Origin of the sequence: Ruegeria marina (assembly GCF_900101475.1) — a bacterium.
In the GTDB taxonomy this organism is placed as follows: domain Bacteria; phylum Pseudomonadota; class Alphaproteobacteria; order Rhodobacterales; family Rhodobacteraceae; genus Ruegeria_B; species Ruegeria_B marina.
In genome coordinates, this window is sequence record NZ_FMZV01000002.1 from 261,098 (window position 1) to 276,074 (window position 14,977).

A 14,977-nucleotide genomic window follows, 5' to 3' on the forward strand; every position below is an offset into this window, starting at 1 on the left:
TCGGGTTTGAACAGGTCTCAGACGGTCGCTTCGGCCTGGTAAATCGCATCCTGCGCGGCATCGAGCGTACCGATCTCCGTCGAGGTCGCGGCTTCGGAAAAGCTGGCGTCGGCGCCATAGATCTCGCGTGCGACACCGGTCGTCAGCTGTTCTGGCAGGCCGTCGAACACGATCCGCCCGTCGCGCATGCCGACCACCCTGTCACAATAGCGGCGCGCGGTATCGAGCGTGTGCAGGTTGGCGATGACGGTACGGCCGTCCTCTTCGTGGATGCGGCGCAGGGACTGCATGACCACCTGCGCGTTCATCGGGTCGAGCGAGGCGATGGGCTCGTCTGCAAGGATGATCGTAGGATCCTGCATCAGGGCACGGGCGATCGCGACGCGCTGCTGCTGGCCGCCCGAAAGCGCCTCGGCCCGCTTGGCGGCATGCTCGGCAATGCCGAGCCGGTCGAGAATGTCGATGGCGCGATGGATGTCCCCGGTCGGGTAGAGGTTGAACATCGTGGCCAGCGTCGAGCGGCGGTTCAACGTGCCATGCAGCACGTTCGAGACCACGTCCATACGCGGCACCAGGTTGAACTGCTGGAAGATCATCGCGCATTGCGCCTGCCAGGCGCGTTTCTCGGACCCGCGCAGGCGGGTAATGTCGCGCCCCTCGAACAGGATGCGCCCCGCACTGGCATCGCTCAGCCGGTTTATCATGCGCAGCAATGTGGACTTGCCCGCCCCGGACCGGCCGATGATGCCGATCATGCAGGGTTTATCCACCTCCAACGTTGCCGCGTCCACGGCGGTGTTTGCGCCAAAACGCTTGGTCAGTTTGTCAATTCGCAGCACGTGCTTCCCCCGGTCTTGTAGGGGCAGGTGCTAGGGGGGGCAGGCAAAACCCATGTGTCAGATGGGTGAAATTTTCATGACAGCCGCAGCGACATGAGTAGGCGGACCTGGCCGGCCCGCGGCCTGCCTGACCCTATCCATCGGAAGCCGGAGCCTGTATAGGGCGGGCGACTCTGTTTCCATCGTGAGGCCACCATGAGCTTTGACCGCAAGATCAAGATCGCCCCGTCGATCCTGTCCGCCGATTTCGCCAATTTCGGCGCCGAGATTCGCGCCATCGAGGCCGAGGGCGCCGATTGGGTGCATGTGGACGTGATGGACGGGCATTTCGTGCCGAACCTGACCTTCGGCCCGATGGCGGTGAAGGCGTTCCGCCCGCATGTGAAGACGGTGATGGATGTGCATCTGATGATCGCGCCGGTTGATCCCTATATCGACGCCTATGCAGATGCGGGCGCCGATGTGCTGACCGCCCATGTCGAGGCCGGGCCGCATATCCACCGCACGCTGCAGGCGATCCGGGGCGCGGGGATGAAGGCGGGCGCGGCGCTGAACCCCGGCACGCCGGCCGAGGCGGTGGCGCATCTGCTGGACCTCACTGATCTGATCTGCGTGATGACGGTGAACCCCGGGTTCGGCGGGCAGAAGTTCATCGACATGACCGCCAAGATCGCGCGCCTGCGCCAGATGATAGGCGATCGACCGGTGCATATCGAGATCGACGGTGGTGTGGACCCGAAGACCGCGCCGCTGGTGGCACGCGCGGGCGCCGATGTGCTGGTGGCGGGCTCGGCGGTGTTCCGGGGCGGTTCGGTCGACAAGCCGGAGGTCTATGGCCAGAACATCCGCGAGATCCGCGCCGCCGCCGAGGGCGTCTGGGCCTGACACATGCAGGCGGGCGGGCGCTCCCGCCCAAGGTACATTCAGAACCGCTCGGGGAACATCAGCATCGCGGATTCGATGTCGTAGGTACTGGCAAATGCCTCCGGCGACCGGGTGAGCATCTCGTTTATGAACTCTCTGCGGTTGCGCAGTGACGTTTCTTCCGATTCCGTCGGCTGAACTGCCTTTGCTTTTTTCGCGAACAGGCTTTGGAGCGGGTTGCGCAGAATGGGGAATGGCAGGCTGAGCGTGAACATTTTCCTGGACCTTTCGTGGCAGAAGACAGGGACAGGTTAGCGCGGCCCAACCCGCGCTGGTATCGGGCACGATTTTGTGCTGCTCTACAAATATGAAGAGCGATTTGCGGGACTGGTCGAATCTGGCTGTCTTCCTTGCCGTCATGCGGCAAGGGTCGACCCTTGCCGCCGCAAGCCTTCTGGGCCTGTCGCAGCCTACGGTGGCCCGGCGCATCGAAGTGCTCGAACACGAAACGGGACTGACGCTGTTCGAACGCGACACGCGCGGGTTTCATCCCACCGCTGCCGCCCGAACCCTGCTGCCCCGCGCCGAGGCGGTCGAGACCGCGATCAACGCATTCTCGGCCAGCGCCCGCGAGATCGGCCTCCCCGGCACCATCCGGGTCACCGCCTTTGGCGGCAACTTCTCTGCCCGCGCACAGGAGATCTTCAGCGCCTTCTCGCTGTCTCATCCCGAGGTCAGCTTCGAGTTCCTGCCGGATGTCCGGGTGCTGGACCTCAAGGCGGGTGAGGCCGATATCGCGCTGCGTCTGGCCATCAACCCGCCTGACCCGGACCTGATCTGCCGCCGGATCAGCACCGCGCACTGGGGCCTCTACGGCTCGCCCGCCTATGCCGACAGGTTCGGCCTGCCCGACTCGGTCGAGGCGTTGCGCGGACACAGGTTCATCGGCTACAGGCGCGAAGGGGTTCCGCCGCGCCTGCATGACTGGCTGACGCGACATGTCGCTCCCGACCAGATCGTGCGGACCTATTCGGAGGTCGATCTGGCCCATGCCGCGATCCGGGCCGGGCATGGGCTGGGGCTGATGAACCTGCGCCTTGTGGCGGACGATCCGGCCTATGTCCGCTGCTTCGGGCCGATCGAGGAATTGTCGCTGCCGCACCTGCTGCTGGTTTCGCCCCTTGCTTGGGCCCGGCCCGAAGTGAAGGCATTTGTTCGGCACTTCGCCCCGCGCTATGCCGCGCTTTACCGGTAGGAGCATTCCCCGCTCGCGCGTTTTGCTCGTACGGGCTTCTTTCTGGTTGCAAATACTCCCGCCGGAGGCGTCCGACCTTACCGCAAGCGCTGCGGGGCGGCACCAACTCCTTCGGCCCTTGTCTTTTCCATGCCTGCTGCTCAGGATGCGGGCCAAGCAAGATAACAAGTGAGGCAAGGCAGTGCCCGATACAGTTTCCGTCGCCGCCGAATGCATGGGCGTCAAGGTGCCCGCATCCCGGTTTCTCAACGACACGCGGATCGAGCGGATCAACGCCGCCCGCTACGAGGGTCAGGAGATTGCCGGAGCCCTGCATGTCACCCGGCCGAACGATCGGGTGCTCGAGATCGGCGCCGGGCTGGGCATCGTCGGCGCGGTTGTCGCGCTGAACGCGAAACCGGAGGCAGTGACCTCGTTCGAGGCCAACCCGGAACTGGTGCCCGAGATCGAGGCGCTTTATGCGCTCAACTATCTGGGCGGCCGGATCTCCTTGCGCAACCAGATCCTGATCAGTGCGCCCGACCGGCCCGACAGCATGCCGTTTCACCTGCGCAGCAGCTATCTGGGGTCCTCGCTGCTGAACCCTGCCGGGCGGCCGTCGACCGTGGTCGATGTACCGACCGCCGATTTCGCGGCGGTCTGCACCGAAACCCGATCGACGGTGCTGATCATGGATATCGAGGGGGGCGAGCTGGAGCTGTTGCGCCATGCCGACCTGGGCCAGTTCCGGGCCGTGGTGCTGGAGTTTCACCCCGAGGCCTATGGTGTCGAGGGGATGCGCGAGTGCAAGGCGATCCTGACCGGGGCCGGGTTCGCGCGGGTCGAGGAGAAATCGACCCGCACCGTCTGGACCTGCCTGCGCGATCAGGCCGGGTAGACCGCCGGGCAGAAACCGCCGATCCGCTGGGTCAGATCCAGGGCCGATGCCTTGATCTCGGTCCGGATCAGCGCCCTGAGCTCAGGCGTCATCCGCGACACCGGGGCGGCCACGGCGAGGGCGCCGACAGGCAACTGGTCGGGGCCAAAGACCGGCGCGGCATGGGAATGCACATCCGCCTCGAACCCGCCCACCGATTCGGCGACGCCGGTCCGGCGCGCCTCGTTCAGCGCCGCGCGCAGGCGCTCGGGATCGGTCTCAGTCTCGGGCGTATACCGAGTCAGGGGACTTGCCAGTACCTTTTCGGCAAAACCGGGGGCGGCAAAGGCCAGATACGCCAGGCCCGAACTCGTGGCGTGGAACGACAGGACCACGGCATCCTCCATGGCGACGCGGGTGCCGTGGCGGGTGCTGTAGGCATGGGTCAGGGTGGACAGGCGGCCATCGCGCTGCAAGGACATGTGCGCAGTTTCGCCCGTCACCTCGCACAAATGGCGCAGCACCTCGCGCGAGACCGACAGGAGCGGCACCGCCGCCTCGCGCAGCGCCGCGAGGCGCAGAAGTTCCGCCCCCAGCCGATAGGTGCGGTCGCCGTCGAGCTGCTCGACGAATCCCGCCGCCTGCAATTCGGACATCATCCGGTAGACGGTGGCCTTGTTCATGCCCGACAGCCGGGTCAGTTCGCTCAACCCCATCTCGAGCCGCGCATGGCTGAACAACCCCAGCAGTGACAACGCCTTCGTGACCGTACCCATGCGCCGATTCCCGTCCTTTCCCTGCCTCCGAACCGGGCAAATCCACAAATTCCGGCCGCCCTTTCGCAGAAACAGTTGACAGATGGCAGTCCGGCCTGTCAATCTACAATTAAACCATAGGTTCGAATAATGAACCATTGACCGTCAAAACAGGAACTGGGAGGACCACATGACGATCAAGACAAGCCTTGCAGGCGCACTTGCCACAGCGGCCGTTGCGCTGAGTGCCGGGGCGGCGCTGGCCGAATACCCCGAGAAGCCGGTAAATTTCATCGTACCCTGGCCCCCGGGCGATCTGGAAGACGTTCTGACGCGCATGATCGCCGAGGATTTCCAGAACAAGTACGGCGTCGCGGCTGCGGTCGTGAACAAGCCCGGCGGCGGCGGCGGTCCCTTCCCGGGCGCCATCGAAGTCGCCAATGCGCCCGCCGACGGCTATACCATCGGTTCTTTCGTGATCGGGGTGCCGGTGATGGGCCACCAGATCGACATCGCGCCGCTGACGCCTGCGAAGTTCGATCCGCTGGGGATCTTCCTGACCTATCCTTTCGTCATCGCGACCTCAGGCGATGCGCCCTACAGCAGCATGGCGGAGCTGGCCGAATACGCCAAATCCAACGATGTGGCGCTGGGCCATTTCGGCGATGTGCTGACGCCCACGCAGGTGACCAAGGCCTTTGCCAAGAACGCCGGTTTCGAATGGGGATCGGACGCGGCCTTTGACGCGCTCGACTGCAACACGCTGGCCTCGGGCGATGCAGATGTGATCAACACCACGCTGCAACTGATCCTGCCCTGTCTCGACAGCGTCAAGGTGCTGACCTCGATCACCGATCAGCGTATCCCGCTGGTGCCGGACGCGCCCGCCATCGGCGAGCTTGATCCCGATCTGAACATCGCGTTGTGGAACGGGCTGTTCGTGACCAAGGACACGCCGCAGGACGTGCGCGACAAGATCATCGCCGTTGCCAAGGAATCGATGATGAGCGAGCGCGCCCAGACCGTCGCCAAGGAGACCGGCGCGCTGGTCTATTGGCAGGACGCGGCCGACAGCGCCGCGCGCATCGAGAATGACATCGCCACCATGGCCCGTATCGGCAGCCTGCTGGAATAATCCTGTCCGGACCGGGGCACCCTGCCCCGGTCCCTTTCGCCGGAACCCTTCCCCATGCCCACAGAACGCGAACGCCGCTTCGTCGGACCCCGGCGCGGCCAGCTGATCTTTGCCCTGTTCTTTGTCTCGGTCTCGATCCTGCTGCTGAGCCAGATCGGCAGCCAGACGAAATGGGTCGAGAATTCCAAGCTTTTTGCCCAACCGCGGTTCTGGCCGGCGGTCGGGCTGGCGGGCATGGTGCTGCTCGGCGCCGCGCATCTCTACCTGATGCCCTGGCGGCGGATCACCCGCGATGACGTGACCGAGCTGCGCAAATGGGCGCAGGTGCTGGAATTCGCGGCCTGGTTCATGGCCTATGTCCTGCTGGTTCCGCTGATCGGCTACCTGCCTGTCACCATGGCCTTCATGCCCCTCCTGACCTGGCGCATGGGCTACCGGCAGCCCGGGATGCTCTGGCTTTCGGTGGGCTTCGCCGTCGCGGTCGTGGTGCTGTTCAAGGGGCTCCTGAGCGTCAAGATCCCCGGCGGCGCGATCTATGAATTTCTTCCCGGCGCGTTGCGCAGCTTCTTTATCCTGTATCTCTGATGGACCTGCTTCAATCTGCCTTTGAAATCCTGATGCGCTGGGACGTGGTGCTGGCGCTGCTGGCCGGTTCGGTCGGCGGCGTGCTGATCGGCGCCATTCCCGGCGTCGGCCCCGCCGTCGCCATCGCCATCCTGCTGCCCGCCACCTTTTCCATGGATCCCATCGTGGGGCTGACCGTGCTGCTGGGCATCTACGGCAGTTCCATGTACGGCGGCGCCATACCCGCGATCCTGATCAACACGCCCGGCACCGCAGTGAACGCGCTGACCACCTATGACGGCTATCCGATGACTGCGCGGGGCGAACCGCGGCGGGCGCTGAGCCTGGCCTATTCCGCCAGTTTCTTTGGCGGCATGTTCTCGGTCATCTGCCTGATCCTGTTCGCGCCGGTGTTGGCCAAGATCGCGCCGTTCTTCGGCAGCCGCGAGATCTTTCTCGCCGCGCTTCTGGGCATCATCCTGGTCATTGTTGCCCATCGCGGCCAATCGCTGATCGCGGGGGCGCTGGCGGCGTTCGGCATCTTCATCCAGTCGATCGGTCTGGAGCCGGTGAAATACACGTCGCGCTACACGTTCGACCAGCCGTTCCTGTCGAGCGGCATCAACCTGATCGTGGTGGTGCTGGGGCTGTTTGCGCTGAGCCAGGCCTTTGTCCTGCTGACCTCGGAGGACGAGAAGATCCGCATGACCCGCCTGCGCGGCGGGCTGTTCCAGGGACTGCGTGAACTGGGCCGCCACCCGCGCGTGGCGACCGTGTCGGCCAGTTTCGGGGTGTTGATGGGGATGATCCCCGGCGTGGGCGAGTTCACCGCCCAGTTCATGTCCTATACCTATGCGCAGCGTAGCTCGAAACGGCCGCAGGATTTTGGCAAGGGCTCGTCCGAAGGGCTGATCGCGGCCGAGACCGCCAATAACGCGGTGCCCGCCGCCGCGATGGTGCCGCTGCTGGCGCTGGGCATTCCGGGCGAGGCGCTGACAGCGATGATGCTCAGCGTGTTCTACGTGCACAACGTGGTGCCGGGGCCCGGCTTGTTCCAGAATGACATGCCGTTTGTGGTGGCGCTTTATATCGCGTTGCTGATCCTGAACGTGCTGGTGCTGATCTTCCTGCTCCTTGCCACCAAGTCGCTGATCCAGGTGGTGCGCATTCCCAACCGGTTCCTGGGGGTCTGCATCCTGACGCTCAGCTTCGTGGGCGTCTATTCGCTGCGCAACTCGGCCACCGACTGCGTGATGGCGGCACTGTTCGGAGTGCTGGGTTATATCCTGAAACGCCTGTCGCTGCCCTCGGTTCCGATCATCCTTGGCATGGTCCTGGGCGGCATCATGGAGGTCAAGCTGCGCGCCGGCATGGCGCGGGTGAAGGAACCGCTCGATTTCATCGACCGGCCGGTAGCCTTCCTGCTGTTTGTCGCCATCCTTCTGGTGCTCGCCTCGCATTTCCTGCGTGTGATCCGCGAGCGAGCGGACCTGCGCGCGGCCGAGCGCGGGATGCAGAAATCGTCACACCGGTTCGGCAACATGCTGGGACGGCGTCGGCAGATCTTCCTCAAGGACCGGTTCAAGAAGGTGCGGGCCCGCCATGCACGGCGTCTGAGCAAGTTCAAAGACCTGTTCTGACCCGCCCCGCCGCCGCCCGCCCTCTCCCTCGGGCGGCGGCGAACCCAGATCGGACCCTGCGTCGCTTTGCGCCTTTCCCCTTGATCTCGACAGTCTGGCGGATCACCCTGCCGTCGACGCGGAATGCCATTCCGCAGACTGAAACAGGGAGGAAACGAGCCCCATGTCCGAGGCCATCGGTTACGAACTTCTGGGAGATATCGCCATTCTGGCCGCCAACAACCCGCCGGTCAACGCGCTGGGTCATGCGGTGCGGCAGGGGCTGGCGGATGGCATGACACGCGCCGAGGCCGAGGGCGCCCGCGCGGTACTGATCTACGGCACGGGGCGGACCTATTTCGCCGGGGCCGATATCCGCGAATTCGGCAAGCCGCCACGCGACCCCTGGCTGCCGGAGCTGTGCAACCGGATCGAGGCCTCGCCTCTCTTGGTGGTGTCGGCCATCCATGGAACCGCGCTGGGCGGCGGGCTTGAAGTTGCGCTTTCCACCCATTACCGGATTGCCGTCCCCTCGGCCAAGGTGGGCCTGCCCGAAGTGCACCTGGGTATCCTGCCCGGCGCCGGCGGCACCCAGCGGCTGCCGCGCGTGGCGGGAACCGAGGCGGCGCTCGACATGATCACCACGGGCCGCCACGTGCGCGCCGACGAGGCGCTGAAACTGGGCGTGATCGACAGGATTGCCGAGGGCGAACCGCGTGAGATCGGGCTCGCCTATGTGCGCGAATTGCTGGACGAGGGCGCGCCGCGCCGTCCCGTCAGCGAGATGCCTGCGCCTGCTTCGGTCGATTTCGACGCGGTCTATGATGCGGTTCTGAAGAAAGGCCGCGGGCAACTGTCGCCCGCCACCGCCGTGCGCGCGGTGCAGGCGGCCGCCGAGGCGCCGAGCTTTGCCGAGGGGTTGAAACGCGAACGCGACCTGTTCATGGAACTGATGGCGACCGACCAGCGCGAAGGGCTGATCCATGCCTTTTTCGCCGATCGCGCCGTTGACAAACTGCCGGAACTGGAAGGTGTCGCACCACGCCCGCTGGCCGCAATCGGTGTCATCGGCGGTGGCACCATGGGCGCAGGCATCGCCACCGCCGCGCTGCTGTCGGGGCTGACCGTGACCATGCTGGAAATGTCGCCACAGGCCGCCGAGGCCGCAAAGGGCCGGATCGAGGGCAACCTGTCGGGCGCGCTGAAGCGCGGCAAGCTGAGCCAGGCACAATTCGAGGCACTGACCACCAAGGCGCTGACATTGGCCACCGATTACGACGCGCTGCGCGAGGCCGATCTGGTGATCGAGGCGGTGTTCGAGGACATGGAGGTCAAAAAGCAGGTATTCACCAAGCTCGACGCGGTGTGCAAGCCGGGTGCGGTGCTGGCCTCGAACACCTCGTACCTGGACATCAACGAGATCGCCGCCGTCACCAGCCGCCCGCAGGATGTGCTGGGGCTGCATTTCTTCTCACCCGCGCATGTGATGAAGCTGCTCGAAGTGGTCATCGCCGACAAGACCGCGCCCGATGTGGCGGCCACCGGCTTTGCACTGGGCAAGCGGATGGGCAAGGTCTCGGTCCGGGCCGGGGTCTGCGACGGGTTCATCGGCAACCGCATCCTGTCGGTCTATCGCACCTGTGCCGATCACATGATCCTGGACGGGGCATCGCCCTATCAGATCGACGAGGCGCTGGAGGAATTCGGTTTTGCCATGGGGCCCTTTGCCGTGGCCGACCTGGCGGGGTTGGATATCGGTTGGGCCGTGCGCAAGCGCAAGCGGGCCGAGGGGCTGGACCCGCGCGCCCGCGACAGCGCCTATGCCGACAAGCTGTGCGAGGCCGGCCATTTCGGCCAGAAGACCGGCAAGGGCTATTACGACTATGCCGCAGGCGCCAAGGCGCGGGTGCCCAACCCCGAGGTGATGCCGCTGATCGAGGCCGAGCGCGCCCAGCAGGGTATTACCCCGCGCGACTTCAGCAAGGACGAGATCGTGCGCCGTTATATGGCGGCGATGGTCAACGAGGCGGCCAAGGTGGTGGGCGAAGGCATCGCGCGCCGTCCGCTCGACGTGGATGTGACCCTGCTCTACGGTTACGGTTTCCCGCGCTATCGCGGCGGGCCGCTGAAATGGGCCGACTTGCAGGGGCTGCCGCAGCTGTTGGCCGATATCAAACGCTGGGCGGCGGAGGATGCCTATTTCTGGCAGCCCGCGCCGCTGCTGGAAAAACTGGTGGCCGAGGGCCGCACATTCGACGATCTGAACAAGGAAGCCGTGTAATGAAACAAGCCGTTATCGTATCCACCGCCCGGACAGGGCTGGCGAAATCCTTTCGCGGGTCGTTCAACGTGACCCACGGGGCAACCATGGGCGGCCATGCGGTGCAGGCGGCGGTGGCGCGCGCCGGGCTCGATGGCTCGGAGATCGAGGATTGCATCATCGGCTGCGGTTTCCCCGAGGGTGAGACCGGCAGCAATATCGGCCGCCAGATCGCAATTCGCGCAGGCCTGCCGGTGACGGCCTCGGGGATGACGGTGAACCGGTTCTGCTCGTCGGGCCTGCAAACCGTTGCCTTGGCGGCGCAGGCGATCACCGAGGGCGGTTCCGGCCCGATGGTGGCGGGCGGGGTCGAGAGCATCTCGATGGTGCAGCCCAAGGCGCGCTCAGCGCCCGAGGCCTGGATCCAGGAGCACAAGCCCGCCATTTACATGGCGATGATCGAGACGGCGGATATCGTGGCGCAGCGCTATAACCTCAGCCGCGAATATCAGGACGAGTATTCGCTGCGCAGCCAGCAGCGCATTGCGGCGGCGCAGGCCGAGGGCAAGTTCGCCGACGAGATCGTGCCGATGGTCACCAAGATGGCGGTCAAGGACAAGGAAAGCGGCGAGATCTCGATGCATGAGGTCACCGTGGACCGCGACGAATGCAACCGGCCCTCGACCACGCTGGAGGGTCTGGCGGGCCTGGAGCCGGTGCGGGGACCGGGCAATTTCGTCACTGCGGGCAATGCCTCGCAACTCAGCGATGGCGCTGCGGCGCTGGTGCTGATGGAGGCCAGGGAGGCCGAGCGCCGGGGGCTGGAGCCGCTGGGCGCGTTCAAGGGGTTCTGCGTGGCGGGTTGTGAACCCGACGAGATGGGCATCGGGCCTGTGTTTGCTGTGCCGCGCCTGCTGGAGCGGCATGGTCTGAAGGTCGATGACATCGACCTGTGGGAGCTGAACGAGGCGTTCGCCAGCCAGTGTCTTTACAGCCGTGACGCGCTTGGTATCGACCCGGAGAAATACAATGTGAACGGCGGCTCGATCGCCATTGGCCACCCGTTCGGCATGACCGGGGCGCGGATGACCGGGCATCTGATGCTGGAAGGCAAGCGGCGTGGCGCCAAGCTGGGCGTGGTCAGCATGTGCATCGGCGGCGGCATGGGCGCGGCCGGGCTGTTCGAGATCTTCTGAGCAGGGGACTGCGTCCGGGCAGGCCATCGAGGCCCGCCCGGACGCGGCCCGGCGCAGGGCGCGCCGGGCTGGGCCGCCCGAAACGGGCGGCAAGGGAGGAAAACGGAAATGGACCTGAATTACAGCGACGAGGAACAGGCGTTTCGCGCCGAGGTGCGCGCCTTTCTGGCCGAGAACCTACCGGCGGAGGTGTCCGACAAGGTGCGGCGTGGCATCAGCCTGGGCAAGGAAGGCCACGAGAAATGGCATGCCACGCTGAATGCGCGGGGATGGCTGGCCTATAACTGGCCGCGCGAATTTGGCGGCGCCGAGTGGAACGCGGTGCAGCGGCATATCTTTGAGGAGGAATGCGCCGCCGCCTATGCGCCCCGCATCGTGCCCTTTGGCCTGTCGATGCTGGCACCGGTGTTGCAGAAATTCGGTTCGAAGGCGCAGCAGGACCATTACCTGCCGCGCATCCTGTCTGGCGAGGATTGGTGGTGCCAGGGCTATTCCGAACCAGGGGCGGGATCGGACCTGGCCTCGCTCAAGACCCGCGCGGTGCGGGACGGCGACCATTACGTGGTCAACGGGCAAAAGACCTGGACCACGCTGGGCCAATACGCCAACTGGATCTTTTGCCTGGTGCGCACCGATCCGGAGGCCAAGCAGCAGGAGGGTATCAGTTTCCTGCTGATCGACATGAACTCGCCGGGCATCACCGTGCGCCCCATCGTTCTGCTGGATGGCACGCCCGAGGTGAACGAGGTCTTCTTTGACGACGTGCGGGTGCCGGTCGAGAACCTGGTCGGCGAGGAGAACAAGGGCTGGACCTATGCCAAGTACCTGCTGACCCACGAGCGCACCAATATCGCGGGCGTGGGCTTCAGCCAGGCGGGTCTGGACGCGGTCAAGCGAATCGCCCGGATCGAAACGGCCAATGGCCGCCCGCTGGTCGAGAACCCGCATTTCGCCGCCCGGCTGGCCCAGGTCGAGATCGACCTGATGGCGATGGCCACCACCAACATGCGCATCATCAGCCAGGCCGCCAGCGGCCAGGCGCCGGGGGTCGAAAGCTCGATGCTCAAGGTCAAGGGCACCATCATCCGGCAGGAGATCAACGACCTGACCCGCCGGGCTGTGGGGCCCTATGCGATGCCCTTCGCCTCGGAAGCGGTCGAGGGCGACAATGCGCCCATCGGTCCCGAATATGCCGGGCCAGTGGCAGCGCATTATTTCAACAACCGCAAACTGTCGATCTTTGGCGGATCGAACGAGATCCAGCGCGGGATCATCGCCAAGGTCAAGATGGGGGGCTGAGGGACATGGATTTCAACCTGACCGAAGAACGCCAGATGTTGCAGGACACCCTGCGCCGCTATCTGGCTGACCGCTACACGACGTCGGTTCGCAACGCGATCCTGGACAGTGACAGCGGCATGAGCGCGGATATCTGGGCCGGACTGGCGGAACTGGGCGTGATCGGTGCGCTGTTTTCCGAAGACGATGGCGGGTTCGGCGGCGCCGGTTTCGACATCGCCACCGTGTTCGAGGAGTTGGGCCGCGCCGGAGTGGTCGAGCCGATGCTGGATACCGCCATTCTGGGCGGGCGGTTGATCGCAACCTTGGGCGACGAGGCGCAGCGCGGGCTGCTGGAGGAGATCATCGGCGGTGCGGCACATCTGGCACTGGCGCATGGCGAACCGGCGAGCCGCTATGACCTGACGCGGGTGGAGACGACGGCGCGCGCCGACGGCGAAGAGATCTTGCTGAACGGGCGCAAGGCGGTGGTCGTCAATGCCGAGGCCGCCGGTCACCTGATCGTCTCGGCGCGCGAAAGCGGCGGCATGTTCGACCTCGACGGCATCTCGCTGTTCCTGGTTCCGGCAGGCACGCCGGGGCTGGCGCAACATGGCTATCCGATGTTGGCGGGGGGACGCGCCGCCGAGGTGACACTGGACAATGTCCGCCTGCCGCAGTCCGCACGGCTGGGCACGGCGGGTGCCGGGCTGGCGCCGCTGATGGACGCGATTGCCGCCGCCAATGTGGCGCTGGCCGCTGAATGCGTGGGCGCCATGCAGAGCGCGGTGGAACTGACACGCGGCTATCTGATGACGCGCAAACAGTTCGGCCGGCCCATCGGCACCTTCCAGGCGCTGCAACACCGGTTCGCCGACATGCTGATCGAGCTGGAACAGGCGCGGTCGGCGGTGATCAACGCCGCCGGTCATCTGGACAGCGCCGACCGCGACCGCCAGATCGCCGCCGCCCGCAACCTGATTGCGCGGGTGGGCCGGCTGGTGGCCGAAGAGGCAATCCAGATGCACGGCGGCATCGCGATGACGCAGGAATACGAGCTGGCCCATATCGCCAAGCGCATCGTGATGGCCGATCACCGGTTCGGCGATGCCGATTACCATCTGGAGCGGTTCATTGCCCTCAGCGCCGCCTGATCTGCCCGCGTCCTGGACGCGGGATAAATCCGGCTGCCAGTCGATGGTGGGTTATGAACTTGACCACAACCGGACCGGCGTCAGCCGGGTCTGTCACCTCGACCTTGGGCCACAGCACCTGAACTATCACGGCATCCTGCATGGCGGGCTGGTGTCGATGCTGCTGGACGTGGCCTGCGGCCAGACCGCATCGGCGATGTTCCGGCCCGAGGATCCGACCCCGGTGGTTACGGTCTCGCTCAACGTGCAATTCGTGGCGGCCGCGCGGGCCGGGCGGGTGACGGCGGTGGGCATCCCGTCGGGCAATGGCCGCACGCTGGCTTACGTCAACGGCGAGTTGCGCGACGAGGACGGCCGCCTGCTGGCAACGGCGGCGGGCGTGTTCAAGCGCGGCAGCCTGAGGAAGAAGACATGACGCTGGCGCGGGTGGAGGACCGGGGCGACCGGCTGGTAGTCGTCAACATGAACAGCGCCCGGCGCGGCGCGCTGTCGCCCGATCTTTATGCCGCGATCGGACAGGCGATGGAGAAGGCGGCGGAACCGCGCATTCGCGCGGTGATCCTGTCGTCCGAAGGCGGGTTCTTTTGCGCGGGCGGCGACCTGAACGTGCTGATGGAACGGCGGCAACTGAGCGAAGCCGAGCGGCGCGGCAAGGTCGATCTGTTGCATGACCTGATCCGCGCCATCCGCGGCTGCCCGGTGCCGGTGATCGCCGCCGTCGAAGGCGGTGCAGCCGGCGCGGGTGCCTCGCTGGCTTTGGCGTGCGACCTGCTGGTCGCGGCCGAGGGTGCGAAATTCACCGCCGCCTATGTCAAGGCCGGGCTGGTGCCCGATGCGGGGCTCACCTCGGCGCTGGCGCGGATGCTGCCCCGGCAGCTGGCGATGGAGATGTGCCTGCTGGCCCGCCCTGTCAGTGCTGCCCGCATGGCCGATCTGGGCGTGGTCAACGTCCTGGCCGCGCCGGGCGAGGCCGAGGCGCAGGCCCATGCGCTGGCCGATGCGCTGGCGCAGGGGCCGCGCGGCGCGCAAGGCGTGATCCGTCGGCTGGTGGCCCAGGCCTATGAGGTCTCGGAAGCGCAACAGCTCGATGCGGAACGCGACGCCATGGCGCGCGCGGCGGGCGGAGACGAGGCAGCCGAGGGGATTGCGGCCTTTCTGGACAAGCGCAAGCCCCGGTTCTGACCGGGCAACAGGGGATCAGG

Annotated in this window: 15 protein-coding genes; 12 read left to right on the forward strand and 3 right to left on the reverse strand. The window is 65.8% G+C overall.

The features are described from left to right. Positions 1 to 17: 17 nt before the first annotated feature. Positions 18 to 839 carry a phosphonate ABC transporter ATP-binding protein gene (gene phnC / locus BLT75_RS03595; RefSeq protein ID WP_093027784.1) on the reverse strand — a complete coding sequence of 274 codons (822 nt, stop codon included), beginning with the start codon at positions 837 to 839 and terminating at the stop codon, positions 18 to 20. 195 nt (positions 840 to 1,034) lie between these two features. Between phnC and rpe the strand changes: the two genes are divergently transcribed. Then, positions 1,035 to 1,724: a ribulose-phosphate 3-epimerase gene (rpe, locus tag BLT75_RS03600; protein WP_093027785.1), complete on the forward strand. Its 690-nt coding sequence runs from the start codon at positions 1,035 to 1,037 to the stop codon at positions 1,722 to 1,724. A gap of 38 nt (positions 1,725 to 1,762) precedes the next feature. Here the strand turns inward: rpe and BLT75_RS03605 are convergent, their stop codons facing one another. After that, a complete protein-coding gene (locus tag BLT75_RS03605) occupies positions 1,763 to 1,978 on the reverse strand; it encodes a hypothetical protein (protein WP_093027786.1) in 216 nt (71 codons plus the stop codon). A gap of 92 nt (positions 1,979 to 2,070) precedes the next feature. Between BLT75_RS03605 and BLT75_RS03610 the strand changes: the two genes are divergently transcribed. Both BLT75_RS03610 and BLT75_RS03615 read left to right on the forward strand, forming a co-directional pair. Beyond that, positions 2,071 to 2,958, forward strand: coding sequence for a LysR family transcriptional regulator (locus BLT75_RS03610; protein ID WP_093027787.1), 888 nt, complete (start codon positions 2,071 to 2,073; stop codon positions 2,956 to 2,958). 181 nt (positions 2,959 to 3,139) lie between these two features. Then, positions 3,140 to 3,835: an FkbM family methyltransferase gene (locus BLT75_RS03615; protein ID WP_245706349.1), complete on the forward strand. Its 696-nt coding sequence runs from the start codon at positions 3,140 to 3,142 to the stop codon at positions 3,833 to 3,835. Here the strand turns inward: BLT75_RS03615 and BLT75_RS03620 are convergent. Then, positions 3,823 to 4,590 (reverse strand): IclR family transcriptional regulator, encoded by a 768-nt coding sequence (locus BLT75_RS03620; RefSeq protein WP_093027789.1) that lies wholly within the window; start codon positions 4,588 to 4,590, stop codon positions 3,823 to 3,825. The genes BLT75_RS03615 and BLT75_RS03620 overlap by 13 nt on opposite strands. A 169-nt stretch (positions 4,591 to 4,759) precedes the next feature. Between BLT75_RS03620 and BLT75_RS03625 the strand changes: the two genes are divergently transcribed. The 9 genes from BLT75_RS03625 (at position 4,760) to BLT75_RS03665 (ending at position 14,957) form a co-directional block, all read left to right on the forward strand. Then, on the forward strand, positions 4,760 to 5,704 hold the full coding sequence (locus BLT75_RS03625; RefSeq protein WP_093027790.1) for a tripartite tricarboxylate transporter substrate binding protein: 945 nt from the start codon (positions 4,760 to 4,762) through the stop codon (positions 5,702 to 5,704). A gap of 54 nt (positions 5,705 to 5,758) precedes the next feature. Continuing rightward, complete coding sequence (locus BLT75_RS03630; protein WP_093027791.1) at positions 5,759 to 6,289, forward strand: tripartite tricarboxylate transporter TctB family protein; 531 nt, start codon at positions 5,759 to 5,761, stop codon at positions 6,287 to 6,289. Beyond that, on the forward strand, positions 6,289 to 7,908 hold the full coding sequence (locus tag BLT75_RS03635; RefSeq protein WP_093027792.1) for a tripartite tricarboxylate transporter permease: 1,620 nt from the start codon (positions 6,289 to 6,291) through the stop codon (positions 7,906 to 7,908). The genes BLT75_RS03630 and BLT75_RS03635 overlap by 1 nt, the downstream gene beginning before the upstream one ends. A 163-nt stretch (positions 7,909 to 8,071) precedes the next feature. Further along, the gene (locus BLT75_RS03640) at positions 8,072 to 10,168 is read left to right on the forward strand and encodes a 3-hydroxyacyl-CoA dehydrogenase NAD-binding domain-containing protein (protein WP_093027793.1); all 2,097 of its coding nucleotides are present in this window, start codon (positions 8,072 to 8,074) and stop codon (positions 10,166 to 10,168) included. Then, on the forward strand, positions 10,168 to 11,343 hold the full coding sequence (locus BLT75_RS03645; RefSeq protein WP_093027794.1) for an acetyl-CoA C-acyltransferase: 1,176 nt from the start codon (positions 10,168 to 10,170) through the stop codon (positions 11,341 to 11,343). The genes BLT75_RS03640 and BLT75_RS03645 overlap by 1 nt, the downstream gene beginning before the upstream one ends. A 108-nt stretch (positions 11,344 to 11,451) precedes the next feature. Further along, a complete protein-coding gene (locus tag BLT75_RS03650; protein ID WP_093027795.1) occupies positions 11,452 to 12,642 on the forward strand; it encodes an acyl-CoA dehydrogenase family protein in 1,191 nt (396 codons plus the stop codon). A gap of 5 nt (positions 12,643 to 12,647) precedes the next feature. Continuing rightward, the gene (locus BLT75_RS03655; protein WP_093027797.1) at positions 12,648 to 13,775 is read left to right on the forward strand and encodes an acyl-CoA dehydrogenase family protein; all 1,128 of its coding nucleotides are present in this window, start codon (positions 12,648 to 12,650) and stop codon (positions 13,773 to 13,775) included. After that, positions 13,756 to 14,190: a PaaI family thioesterase gene (locus tag BLT75_RS03660; RefSeq protein ID WP_245706350.1), complete on the forward strand. Its 435-nt coding sequence runs from the start codon at positions 13,756 to 13,758 to the stop codon at positions 14,188 to 14,190. Before BLT75_RS03655 ends, BLT75_RS03660 begins: the two co-directional genes overlap by 20 nt. After that, positions 14,187 to 14,957 (forward strand): oxepin-CoA hydrolase, alternative type, encoded by a 771-nt coding sequence (locus tag BLT75_RS03665; protein WP_093027801.1) that lies wholly within the window; start codon positions 14,187 to 14,189, stop codon positions 14,955 to 14,957. The genes BLT75_RS03660 and BLT75_RS03665 overlap by 4 nt, the downstream gene beginning before the upstream one ends. Positions 14,958 to 14,977: the final 20 nt, after the last annotated feature.

What these genes read in the sequence shown, in the direction of transcription:
- rpe (WP_093027785.1), top strand. Translation starts at nt 1,035, where the DNA reads ATGAGCTTTGACCGCAAGATCAAGATCGCCCCGTCGATCCTGTCCGCC.
- BLT75_RS03605 (WP_093027786.1), bottom strand. Translation starts at nt 1,978, where the DNA reads ATGTTCACGCTCAGCCTGCCATTCCCCATTCTGCGCAACCCGCTCCAA.
- BLT75_RS03610 (WP_093027787.1), top strand. Translation starts at nt 2,071, where the DNA reads ATGAAGAGCGATTTGCGGGACTGGTCGAATCTGGCTGTCTTCCTTGCC.
- BLT75_RS03620 (WP_093027789.1), bottom strand. Translation starts at nt 4,590, where the DNA reads ATGGGTACGGTCACGAAGGCGTTGTCACTGCTGGGGTTGTTCAGCCAT.
- BLT75_RS03625 (WP_093027790.1), top strand. Translation starts at nt 4,760, where the DNA reads ATGACGATCAAGACAAGCCTTGCAGGCGCACTTGCCACAGCGGCCGTT.
- BLT75_RS03630 (WP_093027791.1), top strand. Translation starts at nt 5,759, where the DNA reads ATGCCCACAGAACGCGAACGCCGCTTCGTCGGACCCCGGCGCGGCCAG.
- BLT75_RS03635 (WP_093027792.1), top strand. Translation starts at nt 6,289, where the DNA reads ATGGACCTGCTTCAATCTGCCTTTGAAATCCTGATGCGCTGGGACGTG.
- BLT75_RS03640 (WP_093027793.1), top strand. Translation starts at nt 8,072, where the DNA reads ATGTCCGAGGCCATCGGTTACGAACTTCTGGGAGATATCGCCATTCTG.
- BLT75_RS03645 (WP_093027794.1), top strand. Translation starts at nt 10,168, where the DNA reads ATGAAACAAGCCGTTATCGTATCCACCGCCCGGACAGGGCTGGCGAAA.
- BLT75_RS03650 (WP_093027795.1), top strand. Translation starts at nt 11,452, where the DNA reads ATGGACCTGAATTACAGCGACGAGGAACAGGCGTTTCGCGCCGAGGTG.
- BLT75_RS03655 (WP_093027797.1), top strand. Translation starts at nt 12,648, where the DNA reads ATGGATTTCAACCTGACCGAAGAACGCCAGATGTTGCAGGACACCCTG.
- BLT75_RS03665 (WP_093027801.1), top strand. Translation starts at nt 14,187, where the DNA reads ATGACGCTGGCGCGGGTGGAGGACCGGGGCGACCGGCTGGTAGTCGTC.